This window comes from Thauera sp. ZXT1-4 (assembly GCF_052598215.2).
Genome location: NZ_JBQWSN020000018.1, coordinates 1 through 16,996, shown reverse-complemented (window position 1 = coordinate 16,996; position 16,996 = coordinate 1). Strand labels below are relative to the sequence as shown.

16 protein-coding genes and 1 pseudogene are annotated in these 16,996 nt (G+C 70.5%); all 17 read right to left on the bottom strand.

From position 1 onward, the window contains the following. Positions 1-27: 27 nt before the first annotated feature. Positions 28-1,506 (bottom strand): nickel-dependent hydrogenase large subunit, encoded by a 1,479-nt coding sequence (locus ACUH78_RS13510; protein ID WP_445333721.1) that lies wholly within the window; start codon positions 1,504-1,506, stop codon positions 28-30. A 10-nt stretch (positions 1,507-1,516) separates the two neighbouring features. Next, the gene (locus ACUH78_RS13505) at positions 1,517-2,515 is read right to left on the bottom strand and encodes an NADH-quinone oxidoreductase subunit B family protein (RefSeq protein ID WP_435751418.1); all 999 of its coding nucleotides are present in this window, start codon (positions 2,513-2,515) and stop codon (positions 1,517-1,519) included. Next, a complete protein-coding gene (locus tag ACUH78_RS13500; protein WP_445333720.1) occupies positions 2,512-4,020 on the bottom strand; it encodes a sigma-54-dependent transcriptional regulator in 1,509 nt (502 codons plus the stop codon). Before ACUH78_RS13500 ends, ACUH78_RS13505 begins: the two co-directional genes overlap by 4 nt. A 17-nt stretch (positions 4,021-4,037) precedes the next feature. After that, positions 4,038-5,840: a hydrogenase maturation protein gene (locus ACUH78_RS13495; protein ID WP_445333719.1), complete on the bottom strand. Its 1,803-nt coding sequence runs from the start codon at positions 5,838-5,840 to the stop codon at positions 4,038-4,040. Then, positions 5,840-6,901, bottom strand: coding sequence for a hydrogenase expression/formation protein HypE (gene hypE / locus ACUH78_RS13490; protein ID WP_435751421.1), 1,062 nt, complete (start codon positions 6,899-6,901; stop codon positions 5,840-5,842). Before hypE ends, ACUH78_RS13495 begins: the two co-directional genes overlap by 1 nt. Further along, positions 6,898-8,076, bottom strand: coding sequence for a hydrogenase formation protein HypD (gene hypD / locus ACUH78_RS13485; protein ID WP_445333718.1), 1,179 nt, complete (start codon positions 8,074-8,076; stop codon positions 6,898-6,900). Before hypD ends, hypE begins: the two co-directional genes overlap by 4 nt. A gap of 37 nt (positions 8,077-8,113) precedes the next feature. Further along, entirely contained in the window at positions 8,114-8,380 is a 267-nt protein-coding gene (locus ACUH78_RS13480) for a HypC/HybG/HupF family hydrogenase formation chaperone (protein ID WP_445333717.1), read from the bottom strand. 2 nt (positions 8,381-8,382) lie between these two features. Next, positions 8,383-9,558 (bottom strand): Kae1-like domain-containing protein, encoded by a 1,176-nt coding sequence (locus ACUH78_RS13475; RefSeq protein WP_445333716.1) that lies wholly within the window; start codon positions 9,556-9,558, stop codon positions 8,383-8,385. After that, a complete protein-coding gene (gene hypB, locus ACUH78_RS13470; RefSeq protein ID WP_445333715.1) occupies positions 9,555-10,562 on the bottom strand; it encodes a hydrogenase nickel incorporation protein HypB in 1,008 nt (335 codons plus the stop codon). The genes ACUH78_RS13475 and hypB overlap by 4 nt, the downstream gene beginning before the upstream one ends. Positions 10,563-10,693: 131 nt before the next feature. Continuing rightward, the gene (gene hypA / locus ACUH78_RS13465) at positions 10,694-11,035 is read right to left on the bottom strand and encodes a hydrogenase maturation nickel metallochaperone HypA (RefSeq protein ID WP_418364460.1); all 342 of its coding nucleotides are present in this window, start codon (positions 11,033-11,035) and stop codon (positions 10,694-10,696) included. After that, entirely contained in the window at positions 11,028-12,110 is a 1,083-nt protein-coding gene (locus tag ACUH78_RS13460) for a hypothetical protein (protein WP_445333714.1), read from the bottom strand. Before ACUH78_RS13460 ends, hypA begins: the two co-directional genes overlap by 8 nt. A gap of 5 nt (positions 12,111-12,115) precedes the next feature. Beyond that, the gene (hybE, locus tag ACUH78_RS13455) at positions 12,116-12,679 is read right to left on the bottom strand and encodes a [NiFe]-hydrogenase assembly chaperone HybE (protein ID WP_445333713.1); all 564 of its coding nucleotides are present in this window, start codon (positions 12,677-12,679) and stop codon (positions 12,116-12,118) included. Beyond that, positions 12,676-12,969, bottom strand: coding sequence for a HypC/HybG/HupF family hydrogenase formation chaperone (locus tag ACUH78_RS13450; RefSeq protein WP_418364463.1), 294 nt, complete (start codon positions 12,967-12,969; stop codon positions 12,676-12,678). Before ACUH78_RS13450 ends, hybE begins: the two co-directional genes overlap by 4 nt. Further along, positions 12,969-13,553 (bottom strand): hydrogenase maturation protease, encoded by a 585-nt coding sequence (locus ACUH78_RS13445; RefSeq protein ID WP_445333712.1) that lies wholly within the window; start codon positions 13,551-13,553, stop codon positions 12,969-12,971. Before ACUH78_RS13445 ends, ACUH78_RS13450 begins: the two co-directional genes overlap by 1 nt. 10 nt (positions 13,554-13,563) lie before the next feature. Next, positions 13,564-15,276: a nickel-dependent hydrogenase large subunit gene (locus ACUH78_RS13440; RefSeq protein ID WP_445333711.1), complete on the bottom strand. Its 1,713-nt coding sequence runs from the start codon at positions 15,274-15,276 to the stop codon at positions 13,564-13,566. Positions 15,277-15,289: 13 nt separating this feature from the next. After that, entirely contained in the window at positions 15,290-16,480 is a 1,191-nt protein-coding gene (hybB, locus tag ACUH78_RS13435) for a Ni/Fe-hydrogenase cytochrome b subunit (RefSeq protein WP_418364466.1), read from the bottom strand. After that, positions 16,473-16,996 (bottom strand): annotated as a pseudogene (locus tag ACUH78_RS13430) (hypothetical protein); the annotation flags it as partial. The pseudogene ACUH78_RS13430 and the gene hybB, both read right to left, overlap by 8 nt.

The following is a 16,996-nucleotide window of genomic DNA, read 5'->3' as shown; positions in this document are numbered from 1 at the left end:
CTCCGGTCGGGCAGACGGGCGGTTCGGTCAATGCACCGTGCACGACATGCACGGATCGAAGGAGCGCACGATGTGCTGGACGGCGAGCGGCACGCGCTCATCCTCGCCGACCGGCGTGCCGGCGAGCGCCTGTTCCAGCGCGCCGGGCTGGCCGGCGCCGTCGCGCGGCGAGAAATTCCAGGTGGTGGGGGCGATGATCTGGTAGTTCGCGATCACGCCCTTGTTCACCACCAGCCAGTGGCCGAGCGAGCCGCGCGCGGCCTCGACCAGCCCCGCGCCGCGCGTCTGCTCGGGCATCTCGCCTTGCATGCAGAAAGGTTCGCCGGGCACGATGGCCTGGACCCAGTGCTCCATCGCGGGCAGTACGCGGGCGAGCTCCAGCGTACGAGCGGTGACGCGGCTGAGCACGTTGCCGCCGCCCCGGGCGACCAGGTCGCGGACCAGCGGGTGGCCGTCGATCAACTGGCGTGCGAGCGCGCCGCATTCGAGTGTCTGGCCGTCGAGCCGCGGCGCCTTGCACCAGGAGTAGGCACCCTCCTTGTCGGCGACCGGTTCGGTGCGCGCAGAGAAGGGGTGTGCGCCTGTGGGGGGCGCGCCTGGGGAGTGCCTGCCCGGGTCGTCCCGCAGCCAGGCGTGGCGTCCGTCCTCGGTGATCGCCTGCGGGTCGAGCGGCGCTGCCATGCCCTCTTGCCAGGTGCCGGACGCGAACAGCGCTTGCCCGTTCAGGGGGTAGGCGCCGAAGGACAGGAAGCGATCGCCAGCGCGGCCGAGCGATGCGAGCGAGAGGGCGCGTGCGATGTGCAGGAAATGGCGGAAATCGCCCTCGTGTGCGGTGCGCGCATCGGCCCAACGCCACAACGCCGCTTCGGAGTCGAGCGCGGCGAAGGCTTCGAGGCTGTCGCCCAGCAGGCGCTGCTCTAGAAACAGGCGGAAGCGGCGCAGCAGCGCGAGCAGGCGCAGCTTGTCGTTCTTGGCCACCGTACGCGTGCTGCCCCCGGGCTGCAGGGCCAGCGTATGTGGCCATTTGCCCGCCAGCGTGCCGGTGAGCTCGAGAAAGGCGGCGCGTGCCGGCAGCACCTCGGCGGTCGCGCTTCCCTTCACGGCTTCGAAGCGGGCGCGGGCGGCGGCATGCCAGTTCTGCGTGCGGTAGGCTTCGCGCGCAAAATCGGGCATGAAGAACAGATAGAAGTGGGTGACATGGTCGGCGAGGTTCTCGGCGGCCAGCACCAGCGCCGAAACGAGCTCGCCGTTGGGGGCAGGCACGATGCCCATCGCCGCACGCAGCGCGGCAGCGGCCGCGGCGGATTGCGACACCGAGCAGATGCCACAGATGCGCGGCACGAACACCAACGCGTCGAGCGGCGTCTTGCCAAGCAGCACGTTCTCGAAGCCGCGGTATAGCGGTGCGGTCACCTGCGCGCTGCGCACGTGCCCGTCTGCGACTTCGAGGCTCACCTCCAGGTCGCCTTCGACGCGATTGAAGGGGCCGAGCACGATGCGGCGCATGCAATCTCCGTCAGTATTTCCGCCCGTTGCCGCGAATCGCGGGCGGCACGACCGGGTGGTCGGAACGAGCATTCTCCCTTACCCGGCGCGGGGTCGCCGACTTGGACAGCGCGGCGAGCGCGACGAACCAGGCCTTGGGCATGTCCGCGGGCAGGCCGATCGGGATGCCCGCCACCTTGGGCGTCTGGTGGAAGGGGTGGCCCGGGTCTTCGAAGCCGGGTTCGGTGCAGCCGATGCAGGCAAAGCCGCCCTCGGGGCAGGAGCCCGCGCCGTTCCACAGCCGGGTGTTGCAGTCGGCGTGTGCCTGGGTGCCCATGCAGCCCAGGTTTTCCATCAGGCAGCCGAGCTGGGAAAGCTCCGCTGCGCTTGCCTTGAACTCGTAGTACTCGTTGCGGCTGCAGCCATGATGGACGAGCTTGTCGGCATAGAAGCGGGGGCGGCCGAGGGGGTCGAAGTCTGCCGCCTCGAAGGCGTCCGCAGCCAGCCCGAGCAGGGTTTCCACCACCCAGCCGGGGTGGGTGGGGCAGCCGGCAACGTTGATCACCGGCAGCCCCGCCTGCGAGCGCCAGTCCGCGCCAAGCAGGCCGCCGGGCAGGTCGCCGTCGTACTGCAGGCCGCAGGCGTCGGTGGGGTTCAGGCCCGAACTCGTCATGCCGCCGAAGGCCGCGCAGCTGCCCACCGCCACCACATGGCGTGCGCGTGCGGCGAGGGCGCTGACCCATTCGATCATCGGCTTGCCTGTGCCGGCGAGCAGGTGGAATCGGCCGCTGCCATTGGGGCCGCGCAGCAGCGCGCCCTCCACGCACAGGATGTCGACCCGCTGGCGGCCTTCGGCGCAGGCTTCCAGAAGGTCGGTCGCCTCCACGCAGGTCTGTTCGGACAGGGAGGGATGCCACAGCAGCTCGATGCCGCCCGCCCCCAGCGTGCCCACTAGATCGCCGGCGTCGTGGCACAGCAGCGACATCGTGCACCCGCCGCAGCCGCCGGATTGCAGCCAGAGCAGGTTCATTGCGCGGCTCCCGCGGCATCCGTTGCATCGGTTTCCTCGCTGCCCTCGGCGGAGTCTGCCCGGTCGTCCAGGCCCCAGCGCGCGAGCTTGCTGCGCAGGCCGACGCGCGACAGGCCGAGCTCGGCGGCCGTGCGGGTCTTGTTCCAGCGGTGGCGGATCAGGCAGGCGTGTACGATGCGCGCCTCGAGCGCATCGAGCCGGCTGCGCAGGTCACCTTCCAGGCCGCCCAGCCAGGACAGCGTGGCCTCGTCCTCCTCGGCTGCGGCATGCAGTACGCGCGGCGACAGGTGCGCGGCCGACAGGCGAGGGCCTTCGGCGAGCGCGATCATGCGCAGCACCTCGTTGCGCAGCTCGCGCACGTTGCCGGGCCAGCGGTAGGCGCGCAGGCGGCCGAGGATCTCGTCGTCGAGTGGTTCGAGTGCGAGCCCCAGCGCGGCCGCGTTGTCCTGCAGGTAATGCTGCGCGATCAGCGGGATGTCCATCGGCCGTTCGCGCAGCGGCGGCACGCGTACGGTGATCGCGGCGAGGCGGTAGTAGAGATCCTCGCGGAAACGGCCGGCGCGCACCTCTTCCTCAAGGTTGCGGTTGGTGGCGGCAATCACGCGCACATCCACCGGCACCGGTCGTGGCGCACCCACCGGCCGCACCTCGCCCTCCTGCAGCACGCGCAGTAGCTTGACCTGGAAGGCGGCCGAGGTTTCGCCGATCTCGTCGAGCAGGATGGAGCCGCCGCTGGCCTGGCGGAACAAGCCCTCGCGATCCTCGGTGGCGCCGGTGTAGGCGCCGCGGCGGGCGCCGAAGAGCTCGGACTCGAGCAGGGTGTCGGGCAGGGCGCCGCAGTTTTCCACGATGAAGGCGTTGTTCTCACGCGGGCTGCCATAGTGCAGCGCGCGTGCGAGCAGTTCCTTGCCGGTGCCGGACTCGCCGGTCAGCAGCACCGGGATGTCGTAGCCGGCGACCTTGTCGACCAGGGCGCAGATGGCGTTCATCGGCGAGTCGGGCGCGCGCAGCAGGGCACCGCCGCGCTGGCGGTCGCGCACCGCCTCGCGCTTGCCGGCGACGCGCTGGCGCAGCACCGGCGCCGCCACCTTGAGGTCCAGCCCCAGGCGCTCGTTCTCGGCCTGCAGGCGCTGCATCTGCGCGGCGTTGCGCAGGGTCAGCAGCAACTGCTCGGGCTGCCAGGGCTTGAGCAAGTACTGGAAGATACCGGCCTCGTTGATGCCGGCGATGATGTCCTCGGAGTCGGTGTAGCCGGAGATGATGATGCGCACCGCGTCCGGCCAGCGCTCGCGTACCTCGCGCAGTAGCGCTACGCCCGAGGTGCCGGGCATGCGCTGGTCGCTGAGCACGATCTGGATCCACTCCCGCGACAGGATCTCCAGCGCCTCGTCGGCCGATGAGGCGGTGAACACCTCGAAGTCCTCGTCCAGCGTGCGGCGCAAGGCCTCCTGCGAGCGCAGCTCATCATCGACGACGAGAACGGTGGGCAGGGTCGGGGTGGGCATGGAGGGCGCAGCTTCCTTCAGGGGGTGAGGATCGTTTCCCGGGGCCGCGGGATCTGCCAGCCCAGGTCGCGGTGGCGGGCGAGGTGGCGCGGCGTCCACGACTGCGCGCTCTTGAGCACGAAGTGGAAACGCGCCACATGGTAGCTCGGGTCGAAGCCGTAGAAATTGCGCCGCATCATGTCGAGCTCGGCGGCGCGATAGGCGGCGAGCGGCTTCTCGGCCTCGTCGGCGGCGCGGCGGCCGGCCTTGTCGGCGATGCGTGCGGCGAGCGCCGGGTCGGTGGCGAGCGCGCGTGCACGCGCCTCCACCGCCGCGGCGAAGTCGGTGCGGTCGCTACCGAAGCAGTCGTCGATCAGCCCTTGCGCCGCGGCCCCTCGGGCGAGCAGCGGCAGGCGGTTGCGCATGATCGCGCGCGCGGCCTCCTCGCCCACCCGGCGCGGCAGCAGGTAGGTCCAGTACTCGGAGCCGAACAGGTTGCCCATGTTCTTGTAGTGCGGGTTCATCACCACCCCTTCGCGCGCCCATACAAGGTCGCAGGCGAGGGCGAGAAAGCAGCCGCCGGCGCCGGCGTTGCCGCGCAGCGCGGCGACGGTGAGGCGGTCGGTGAGGCCGAGCAGCGCCAGGCAGACGTCGTCGATGGCCTCGATGTTGGCCCAGGACTCGTCGGCCGGCGAGGGCGCCGCCTCGATGGTGTTGAGGTGGATGCCGTTGGACCAGAAGCCGGCGCCGCCGTCGAGCACCAGCACCCGCGTCGGGCGGCTGCGGGCAAACGCGATTGCGGCGAGCAGGCGGCGGCACTGCGCAGTGGACATCGCACCGTTGTAGAACGCGAAGGACAGCACGCCGAGCGCGCCATCGTCCGTCTCGCGGTAGGCGAGCTCGCGGTAGCCGAGCGTCGCCGGATCGGCGCCGGGCGGCGCCATCAGCGTGGCGGGCAGTTCCGGCAGCGTGGCTGCCTCGGTGGCGAAGGCGAGCGTGGCTGGGAGCTTGAACGGATGCGGGCTGTCGGCGCGGCGCACGTGGCCGATCCACACCGCGCCGTCCGCCGTGGCGCGCAGCAATGCACCGTCGCGGCGGGCGAGCAGCGTGCCGGGCGCGGCGTGCTCGCAGCCGGCCGGCCGGCGCCCGGGGTGGGCGTCAAAGAGATGACAGGCTTGATCGAAGAGCGCGTCGGCCACGCCGGGGAAGCCGTCGGCGGCGCGGATGCGGGCGAGGATCTCGGCGCTGCCCATGCGCGCCCAGTCGAGCGCGCGATCGGCCTGGCACATCAGCGGGCGCAGGCGGCCGCGCGCATCGCTGATTTCCGCCAGCGGGCGCGGCTGCCAGCGACCCGCGCGCCAGTCGGGCACGCGGGCGAGCGCCTCGCGCACCGTGGCAAGCGCGCCGGCGGTGGTCTCGTTGCGATAGACGTCGGCCTTGGCCGCTGCGCGCAGCGGGAACTCACGGCTCGCCCACACCGGACCGGCGTCCATCTCGGCCTCGGCCTGCAGCACGGTGACGCCCCACCGCTTGTCGCCACCCTCAGCCTCGGCTTCCTGGATCGCCCAGTCGAGCGCGGAGGGGCCGCGGTCGCCGACGATGCCCGGATGCACGATCAGGGTGAGGTGGCGGCGCCAGACCGATTCGGGCACCGCACGCTTGAGGAAGGGCGCCACGATCACGTCGGGCGCGAACAGCGCCACTGCTTCCTCGGTCACGCTGTCGGCGATGTCGAACTCCACCGAGACTTCGTGACCGTCGGCGCCGAGCTCGGCGAACAGGCGCTGGGCCAGGCCGTTGAAGCTGTGGGTGAGGAGCAGGATGCGCAGCGCCGCGGCCATCAGCAGATCCTCGGCAGTTGCTCGCCGGCGAGCCAGTCCACCATGCGTCGCCCGCCGAAGCCGGTGCGGATCTGCACGAAGTGCTGCGGGTCGGCGGTGGCGGCACCGATCCTTGTGGCCTCGGCGCCGAGCGGGTGGGCACGCAATGCGGCGAGCGCGGCCTCGGCGTGCTCGGGCGCACACAGCACGACCAGCTTGCCCTCGTTGGCGACGTAGAGCGGGTCCAGGCCGAGCAGTTCGCAGGCCGCGTGCACCTGGGACGATACCGGGATCGCCGCCTCGTCGAGCTCCATGCCCACGCCCGACTGCGTGGCGATCTCGTTGAGCGTGGTCGCCAGGCCGCCGCGGGTGGGGTCGCGCAGCACGTGCACCGCCTCGGCCGGCACCGCGGCATAGAGCGCCTCGATGAGGCCGTTGAGTGCCGCACTGTCGGAGACGATCTCGGAGTCGAAGGCCAGCGATTCGCGCTGCGCCATGATCGCCATGCCGTGGTCGCCGATGCGCCCGGACAGCAGCACCACGTCGCCGGGCCGCGCACGTGCGCCGCCCGGATCGCGCCCGGCCGGCAGCGCGCCCACCCCGGTTGTGGTGATGAAGACCCCGTCGCCCTTGCCCTGCTCGACCACCTTGGTGTCGCCGGTCACCACCATGACTCCGGCCGCGCGTGCGGCGGCGGCCATCGAATCGACGATGCGGGCGAGTTCGGCGAGCGCATAGCCTTCCTCGAGGATGAAGCTGGCGGCCAGGTAGAGCGGGCGCGCGCCCATCACCGCGAGGTCGTTCACCGTGCCGTGCACCGACAGGCTGCCAATGTCGCCGCCGGGAAAGAACAGCGGGCTCACCACGTGGGCGTCGGTCGCCATCACCAGGCGCTCGCCCGGTGCCGGCGCGGGCAGCACGGCGCCGTCGTCGCCGCGGGCGAGGAAGTCGTTGGCGAAGGCGCGCGCGAAGAGTTCGGAGATCAGCTGCGCCATCGCCCGCCCGCCGGCGCCGAAGCCCAGATCGACGCGGCCGTTGCGCAGGTCCAGCGGGCGGACGTAGCCGGGTTTGACGGTGTTCATGCAGTTTCCTGGTTTGCGTTCAGGGGTGCGGCGCCGACGACGCGCACCGGCACGTCGCGGAAGCGCCCGTAGTTGTAGTGTGCGGCGCAGGCGCCCTCGGAGGACACCATGCACGAGCCCATAGGCGTTTCCGGGGTGCACACGGTGCCGAACAGCTTGCAGTCGGTCGGCTTCTTCACGCCGCGCAGGATCGCGCCGCATTCGCACGCGCGGTTGTCCGGCACCGGGCGGTAGTCGAGGCCGAACTTCGCCTCCGCGTCCCAGGGCGCGAGGGCGGCGCGGATGCGCAGTGCGGAGTAGGGCACCAGGCCCAGGCCGCGCCATTCGAAGCTGCGCCGCAGCTCGAAGGTCTCGGCGACCAGGGTCTTGGCCTTGAGGTTGCCGTCCGGCACCACCGCGCGCGTGAACTCGTTCTCGACCTCGGCGCGGCCTTCGTTGACCTGGCGCACCAGCATGCGGATAGCCTGCATCACGTCGAGCGGCTCGAAGCCGGCGATCACCACCGGCTTGCGATACTCCTCGGCGAAGAACGCGTAGGGCTGGCTGCCGATGATGGTGGACACGTGGGCAGGGCCGATGAAGCCGTCCAGCGGCACGGTGCCGAGCCGGCGCACCTCGGGCGACTCGAGGATGGTGGAGATTGCCGACGGCGTGAGCACGTGGTTGCAGATCACGCTGAAGTTGGTAACGCCCTGTGCCGCGGCCTGGCGCAGCACCAGCGCGGTGGGTGGCGTGGTGGTCTCGAAGCCGATCGCGAAGAAAACCACCTCGCGCGCCGGCTCGCGTGCGGCAAGCGCGAGCGCGTCGGCGGCGGAATAGACCATGCGCACGTCGGCGCCCCGGGCCTTGGCCTTGAGCAGCGACAGGCCGTCGGAGGCGGGTACGCGCAGGCAGTCGCCGTAGGTGCACAGGATCACCTCGGGGCGCGAGAGCGCGAGCCGGATCGCCATGTCCACGCGGCCGATCGGCAGCACGCACACCGGGCAGCCGGGGCCGTGGATCATGCGCACGTTGGGCGGCAGCAGGTCGGTGACGCCGTAGCGCGAGATGGCGTGGGTGTGGCCGCCGCAGAACTCCATGAAGGCGTAGTCGCGGCCGGTGTCGGCCTCGCGCGCGATCGCCCGCGCCAGCCCCGCGGCGAGCGTGCCGTCGCGGAATTCGTCCACGTACTTCATCGTATCGCCTCGTGCTTCATGGGCTTGCCCTGCGCCCTCATTGCGCAGTGGCCGCTGCTGTGGCGTCGTCTGCGAATGCGGCCTCGGGGTCGATCCCCGCCTCGGCGAACAGTGCCAGGGTCTGTGCGGCCTCCTCGGGATCGAGGCGGGTCAGGGCGTAGCCGACATGCACGATCACGTAGTCGCCGACGGCCGCGCCATCGACGAGCGCGAGCGAGATGTCCTTGCGCACGCCGCCGAGTTCGACGCGGCACTGGTCGTCGGGCAGCAGTTCGACGATGCGGGCGGGGATGGCGAGACACATGCTCAGGTTTCCTTTGCGGCGAGATGATGCATGGCGACCCAGGCCTGGCCGAGCGCGAGCCCGGCATCGCCGGGCGACAGCTGGCGGGCGCCGAGCACCTGCAGGCCGCTCGCCGGCAGGCTGGCGTGCAGCGCGTCCGAGAGCAGGCGGTTGTGCAGGCAGCCGCCGGACAATACCACGGTGTCACAGCCGGTCAGTTGGCGCCCGGCGGCGACCCAGTCGGCCAGCGCGGCGGCCAGCGTGGCCTGGAAGCGGGCGGCGCCGCGCACTGCGTCGTGCTCGTCGGCGAGGCGCAGCAGCAGGGGGTGCAGGTCGAGTTCGAGGGTGATGCCCTTGGGAGGCGTTCCGGGCTGCACGGCCTGCGTGGCGCCACCGTCTGCAGTGCTGCGGGTGTTGAGCTGCCAGTCGGTGCGCGCCACCGCTGGGGCGCTTGCGCGGCTGGCGAGCTGCTCCAGGGCGATGGCGGCCTCGGCCTCCATCTGCATGACCTCGCAGATGCCGAGCAGGCCCGCCGCGGCGTCGAAGTGGCGGCCCAGGCTGGAGGTCGCCGGAGACAGCGCGGGGCGTGCCAGCACATGGCCCAGCATGGCCGCCGCGGGCTGGTGGGCGAAGCGGCGCGGGATTTCGTCGCCACGCCCGCAGGCGTGCAGCAGCGCCGCCGCCATGCGCCAGGGTTCGCGCGCGGCGCGGTCGCCGCCGGGCAGATGCAGCGGGCGAAGGTGGCCGAGGCGCACGAACTCGCTGCCCGCCACCCACAGCAGTTCGCCGCCCCAGGCCTCGCCGTCGGTGCCCAGACCGACGCCATCCAGGGCGAGGCCGAGCACCGGCCGTGCGTTGAAGCGGCCATGCTCGGCGAGCACGGCGCCGACGTGGGCATGGTGATGCTGGACGCCGATCGCCGGCGCGCCGAGCCGGGCGGCAAGTTCGGTGGCGACGCGGGTGGAGTGGAAGTCGGGGTGCAGGTCGTGAGCGATGGCGCGCAGCGGCCCGCCCGCTTGCGCGATCAGCGCCTCGGCCGCGGGGGCGACGCGGCGACAGGCGTCGGCGTTGTCGAGGTCGCCGAGGTTGGGACCGAAGGCCGCGCCGTCCGTTTCGAGCAGGCAGGAGGCGTGCTTGAACCACGCCCCCAGCGCGAGGATGGGCAGCTGCTGCGCCCGCTCGTTCAGCGCGAGCTTCATGCCTGCGGCGCGGTGGCGCGTGCGGCGCCCAGGCCGGCCTCGATCCACGCCAGCCATTCGTCCAGGCCTTCGCCGGTGGTGGCCGAGCTGCGGATCACGCGCAGGGCAGGGTTCACCCGCAGCGCGTACTCGATGGCACGCTGCGCGTCGAAGCGCAGATAGGGCAGCAGGTCGACCTTGTTGAGCAGCATCACACTCGCAGCGGCGAACATGTCGGGGTACTTCAGCGGTTTGTCCTCGCCCTCGGTCACAGACAGGATGGCGACCTTGTGCGCTTCGCCGAGGTCGAAGGCGGCCGGGCACACCAGGTTGCCGACGTTCTCGATCAGCAGCAGGCTGCCGTCGGTGAGCCCCATGCGCGGCAGCGCGCGGGCGACCATGTCGGCGTCGAGATGACAGCCCTTGCCGGTGTTGATCTGCAGCGCGGGCACACCGGTGGCGCGGATGCGTTCGGCGTCGAATTCGGTCTGCTGGTCGCCTTCGATCACCGCTGCCGGAATCCGTCCGGCCAGCGCCTCGAGCGTGCTCACCAGCAGCGAGGTCTTGCCCGAGCCCGGGCTGGACACCAGGTTCAGCGCGAAGATGCCGTGCGCGCGCAGCCAGGCGCGGTTCTGGTCGGCGCGGGCGTCGTTCTTGCCGAGGATGTCGCGCTCGATCTTCACCATCTGTGCCTGGCTCAGGCCCGGTGCGTGTGCATGTGCGGGCCCGGTTCCGAAGTGCAGGTGGTGATGGCCGTGGTGGATGTGGGCGTCGTCTGCGACCGTTTTGCCGGCCTGCGGGGTGTCGGCGGGGGGCTCGTCGGTGTGGTGGAGGTCGGCGTGGGGGACATCGGCGTGGTGCAGGTCGGAGCGCTTCACGTCTGTGGCTGTGGCCGCAGTGGCCGTGTCGAGCGCGCGCCAGGCGCGTGTCGGCCTGTGCGCGGGTCGGCCATGTCCACCGCGCCTGCCGCCGCCCAGCGCGCCGATCCGGGTTTCACCGGTACCACATCCACAAACGGTGCACATCTTCAGAAACTCCAGTGTCCATTCAAAAACGTCCGCGCCCGCTCCCCTCGAGGGGGGGCTGTAGGGTGCGGTCGCTGCCTTACGGGCGTCTCTCGCCCGCGGTGATGTTTCGATTGCTGCGCAGGCTAGCGTCAATCCACCTCCAGCGCCTTGACGCGCATCTCCTTCCCCGCGGTCAGCTGAACCTGGTAGCCGCCGCAGGCGGGGCAGGCGTCGTAGATCTCGTGCATGGGCACGGTCTTCGCGCAGGCCAGGCACCAGCCGGCCCCGGCGACCGGCTCGACCTCGATGCGCGCGCCCTCGGCCGCCGTGCCCTGCAGTACCACGTCGAGACAGAAGCGCAGCGCGTCGACCTCGACGGAGGCGAGCGCGCCGATCTCGAGCACGACGCTGCGCACCTTTTCGAACCCGTTCGCGGCAGCCGATTCCTCGATGATCGTGCGTACGCCCTCGGCCAGCGACATCTCATGCATGCAGTTTCTCCTCGATGGCCCAGCTTACCGCCACGCAGGGATCGAGCGCGAGAGCCAGTGCGCGGAGCCTGCGTTCGAGTGCAGCCGGGGTTCCCTGCGGCGCGGCCAGGGCTTCGCGGACGAAGGCGCCCCGGGGGTGGAAGTTCCATTCCGTCGGCGCAATCACGGAGTACTCAATGACCCGCGGCCCCGAGGTGGTTTCGTCCACGCGTACACGGTGAATCAGCAGCCCGCGCGCGCTGGCCACGCAGGACAGGCCGGTGCCGGGCGTCGGGGAGAAGGCGTCGATGCGCGTGCGATCCGGGCGTGGCGAGGCGGACAGCACCTGCCCGCATTCGCGCAGATCCGCGATTCGCGCCGCGATCCGTGCCCGGATGCGCTGGCCCTGCCGCAGGCGGGCGGCGGTTTCGGTATCGGCCGCGTGGCGTGCGAGCACCCCGGTTTCGTGGGCGGCGCCGTCGAGCTCCGGCGCCCGCGAGAAGGCGCGGCCGAAGTCGAACTGCTCGACGCATGCGCGTGCGCCCAGCATGGGTAGCAGCGGGGTGGCCTGGGCGGTCGTGAGGGCCGGGTCGAGTTCGCCGCCGACCGCATCCAGCAGGGGGGCTGCGATCTCGTGTGCAAGTGCGGAGAGTTCGGTGTCGGGCGCGCCCTGTCCCTCCTGGCGCATGGTCGTGAGTCGGCGGTATATCGCGGTGAAGCGGGTGCGCCATTCGGTGCGCTGCGCGGCGGGCAGGGCGAGCAGGGCCGGCCAGTCAAGCATCAGGCGCCACAGGTGTTCCTGCGCGGTCTCGGCCGCGACCACGAGCTCGTCGTGTATCCGGCCCGGCGTCGGGACGGTGTCGCCTTGCCCGCAGCCGGCCGCGTCGAGGGCGGCGCGCGCAGCGGCCGTCTGGGCCATGGCGCACAGTGAGAACAGGCGCGGGACACGCGCGAGCACATCGGCCGGTGACCTGCCCTCGAGTGCGCGCACGGCGACCGGGCGCGTGTTGCGCAGGTGCAGGGCTTCCAGGCCTTTGGGGCCGAGCCGCGCGTGCACCTCCAGCGCGCCCGCATCGATCGAGGCAGCCGTGGCCATCGTCGTCAGCGCCCCGCGGGTGTGCCGCCAAAGCGCAGGAAGCGGCGGCGGCTCGTATCGACCGGTGATGAGGATGCGGGCGTGTCCGCCGGGGCCGGGCCGGTGGCTGCGGCAGGCGGTTGGCAGGCGGTGGCCAGGGCATCCTGCACCAGCGCGCGTGCGGCTTGGTCGTCCGCGATCCCGGTGACGGTGTTGAGCAGGGGGAAGTACTGGAACGCGGGAAGGCGGGCGTCGCCTTCGTCCGCGATGAAGGGCAGGGTGCCGACCGGCAGCGTCACCAGGCTCCGGCTGCCCGCGGGCGTGTCCGTCCACAGCTCGCCGCCGCCAGGCAGCAGCATCAGTTGAACACTCCACGGAGTGACTACGCCGCCCAGCCAGTCGCCCTCCACGCGCCGGAAATCGAAGGCATGGACCGAGAGCGCCGGATTCAGGAAGGGCAGGCCGGACATGCGCTCGGCGAGCACGCTTTCGAACCACTGCTGCACCGCGGCCATGGGCGACGTGTCCCAGGCCTGCGCGTGCAAAGCGGGTGGGGGTGTACGCGCTGGGCGGCGCAGTTGCTCCATCATGTGGCGGCGCTCCGGCTGCGTTCGCGATCGAGGTCGCTGAAAAAGTCTTCCGGGTGGTAGTCGCCGTCGAGCGAGGCAGCCAGTGCAGCCAGCGCCTCTTCGATCAGCGCGCGCTCTTCCTCGGCGACCACCTCCTTGGCGAAGCCGAGCGACACCAGCACCCAGGTGCCGACCGGTTGCGGGCCGAGCAGCATCATGTTCGCCCGCTCCCGCCGATCACCACGGCCGACCACGGCGATGTCGCCGTCGGCCTCGAGGGCGAGGATCTGCATCGGCACGGAGAGGCACATCAGGCAGCCTCCCGCAGGGCTTCCAGGCCGTAGCCGCCGCCTGCCAGCGCGTCGAGCAGTTCAGCCTCCGCCTCGGCCAGGGCGGCCCGCACGGGCGCGGACAGGGTTATGCCGGTGGCGAGCGACTGCGGTTCGACGCCGACCACCACGGTGCGCCGCGGTGCGCGACCGACGAACTGCAGGGTCGCGAGCACATCCGCCAGTCCGACCTGGTGCGGCGAGAGCTTGGTGCGGAAGAAGGTCGGCACCTCGTCGTCGCGCAGCACCACGACGCTGCCCGGGCTGCGGCCGCTGCGCACGCAGTCGGCGATCACGAGCAGATCCAGGTGCTCGAGATCCTCGAGCATCTCCATCGCGCAGGTGCCGCCGTCCAGCACCTGCAGGCCGGTGGGTATGCGGTGGCCGACCATCAGGCGCTCCACCAGACGCACCCCCACGCCCTCGTCGGAGAGCAGGATGTTGCCGACCCCGAGCAGCACGGCGCGCCCGTGGGCGCCGGCACTGCTGCCCGCCGTGGCCGGGGTGACGTGGCTGGCCTCGGCCGGCGGGTTGTGAGCCTGTCTCGCGTCCGTCTCGGCTTGCATGGCGTTCCCCTCAGGCAGCCTTGACCCGTACGACCTCGGCCTGCTCGGTGTCGAGCACATGTACCGCGCAGGCGAGGCAGGGGTCGAAGGAGTGCACCGTGCGCAACACCTCCAGCGGCTGATCCGGCACGGCGACCGGCGTGTCGACAAGGCAGGCTTCGTACGCGCCCGGCTCATCCTTCTCGTTGCGTGGCGCCGCGTTCCAGGTCGTGGGCACGACGCACTGGTAGTTCTTGATCTTGCCGTCCTCGATCACCACCCAGTGCGACAGGATGCCACGCGGTGCTTCATGGAAGCCCATGCCGCGCTGCTCGCCGCGCGGGAAGCTCGGAGCGTTGAAGGTGTCGAGGTCGCCCTTGGCCATGTTGGCGAGGAGCAGGTCCCACTGTTTCGCGAGTTCATCGACCTGCACCGCGCACGACACTGCGCGCGCGGCGTGGCGGCCGATGGTGGAGTGCAGGGCGTCCAGGCCGACCTGGATGCCGGCGATGGACGACACGCGCTCGAGCGTGGCGGTGGCGTACTTCGTCGTGGGCTCGTGACCGGCGGCGAGCATGGTCAGCACGCGCGCCAGCGGGCCGACCTGCATCGGCTTGCCGTACAGGGTCGGCGCCTTCAGCCAGGAATACTTGCCCTCGTCCTGGAAGTCGGTGTACTTCGGCGAGGTTTCGCCGTCGTAGGGGTGCAGCGTGGCAGCGTCACCCGCCTTGTACTCGTACCAGGAGTGCTTGACCGCCTCGCTGACACCCTTGAGCAGGTATTCGTCGGCGAAGCTGCGGATCTCGGTGAACTGGCCCAGATCGCCGTTGGCGATGTGGCCACCGGGCAGCGCAAAGGTCTCGCCCTTGCCGTCGAGCGGGATGTCCGGGGCGGCGAGGTAGTCGACGATGCCGCGGCCGATCTGGGTCCACTCGGGGTAGAAGGCGCCGATCGCCGCGACGTCGACCAGGTAGACGTTCTTGACGAAGTCGTCCAGCTTGTCGATCCAGCCCTTGATCGCCATGAGGCGCTCGACGGTCAGTACCGACTGCGCATCGACAGCGAGCGGGTTGGCCACGCCGCCGACCGCAAGGTTCTGGATATGGGGGGTCTTGGAGCCGAGGATGGAGACGATCTTGTTGGCGTAGCGCTGCACTTCCAGCGCCTGCAGGTAGTGCGACACCGCGATCAGGTTCACCTCGGGCGGCAGCTTCATGGCGGGGTGGCCCCAGTAGCCGTTGGTGAAGATGCCGAGTTGGCCGGTGCCGACGAAGCCCGACAGGCGCTCCTTGACCTTGGCGAACTCGTGCTTCGAGTTGCCCGACCAGGTCGACAGGCTCTCTGCCAGCGCAGCAGCCTTGGCCGGATCGGCCTTGAGCGCGCTGGTGACATCCACCCAGTCGAGGGCCGACAGGTGGTAGAAGTGCACGATGTGGTCGTGGATGGCGTGGGCGAGGATGATCAGGTTGCGGATGTAGTTGGCGTTGAGCGGGATCTCCAGCTTCAGCGCGTTCTCCACCGCACGCACCGAGCAGATCGCGTGCACCGTGGTGCACACGCCGCAGATGCGCTGGGTGATCGCCCACGCGTCGCGCGGGTCGCGACCGGTCAGGATGTTCTCGACGCCGCGCCACATCTGTCCCGAGGCCCAGGCCTTGGCGACACGGCCGTCGGCGACCTCCACGTCCACCCGCAGGTGGCCTTCGATGCGGGTGACAGGGTCGATGACGATACGTTGGCTCATGTGCTGGGTCTCCTTAGCGGGTGGCGGCGCGCAGGGCTGCGGCGGCAGGGGTGTGAGGCGCGTCTTCGCGCGGCAGAACCGGGAAGCGGCGGGTGATGACGATGTAGCCGAGCACTTCGATGGCGAACATGCCGAAGGTGACGAGCAGCTCGGAAACGGACGGGAAGTAGGACCAGCCCTCGCCGGTGTCGTAGCCGATGAGGAAGGCGTTGATGCGCAGCAGCACCCCACCCATCATCAGCAGCGCACCACCGACGAAGAGCCGGGCCGGGTTGCGGCGCTGGGCCTCGGTGCGCAGCAGCACGAAGGGCGACAGGAAGCAGGCGGTCTCGAGCCAGAACATGAACGCGCGGAAGTCGGCGGTGAAGGCGTGGCCGAGCGCGCCGCGCACGATGAGATCGCCGAAGCGCACGATCATGAAAACCGCCAGCACGCCAAGCATGATCTTCGCCAGCGGGGTCAGCAGGTGCATCTCGATCGAGCGTCGGTAGCCGGCCGCGGCCAGGCAGGACTCGAACAGCACCACCGCATAGCCGATCGTGATCGCCGAGAGCAGGAAGATCAGTGGCAGCAGCATGGTCTGCCACAGCGGATGGATCTGGGTGCCGAACACGATCAGCAGCGAACCCAGCGAGCTCTGGTGCATCATCGGCAGCACGGTGCCCAGGGCGATGAAGAAGAACATCACCTTGTTCAGCTTGCGGCGCGCGTCCTTCATGCCCCACTTCTCGAGGAAGGCCGGCGAGAACTCGATCCACATCACGATGATGTAGAGCGAGATGCACAGCGCCACTTCGAACATCACCGAGTTGGGCGACGCGTAGCTCGGGCTGAGGATGTGCCAGAAATTCCACCAGCGGCCGAGGTCGAAGATCACGCCGACGCCGGCCAGGGTGTAGCCGAACAGGCTGGCGAGCAGGGCCGGACGAACCAGGGGGTGATATTCGCCCTTGTTGAAGATGTACACCAGCATCGCGATCGAGAAGCCGCCGCAGGCGAAGGCGGAGCCGATCACCACGTCGGCCACCACCCAGATGCCCCAGGGGTAGCCGTCGTTGAGGTGGGTGACCTCGCCCAGGCCGTAGATGAATCGCACGGCGAGGATGGCGAGCGCGGCGAGGATCAGCACGCCGCAGGTGAAGGTCACCGGCGTCAGCAGCCGGCCGCCGACCGGTGCGGGCGCGGCGTGGGTGTGATTACTCATGGCGCTTGCCCCCGTCTTGGGTGTCGTGCATCGGGTCGTCGTGAATTTCGTCGTCGTGCTTCACGTTGCGCTTGGCCACCCAGCTCATCACGCCGAGCACGGCGAGCGGCAGCACGAGGCCGCCGTAGAGCGTGTGCTGGAGGGTTTCGGACTGGGACGAGAAGGAGCGTTCGGGCAGCGGCTTGTGGCCGAGCTTGTCAAAGGCGACCGCGGAGAGCTTGAACATCTGCGTGCCGCCGACTTCCTTCTCGCCATAGACGTGCTGCACATAGTGCGGCGCCGGGCCTTCCCAGGCGGGCTGGTCGGCGGTGTCGAGGTTGCCGCGCGGCCATACGGTGGCGGCGCCTTCCTCGAGCGCGAGCCGGCGGTGGGCCTCGGCCTTGAGCGAGGAGACCTTGCCAAACAGCGTCGCGCCGGTGGGGCAGACCTCTGCGCAGGCGGCGTACTTGCCCTCGGGCAGGCAATGCCGTTTAGTTAGGCCACCGGCTTGTACGCGACCGGATAGCCGCGGCGCAG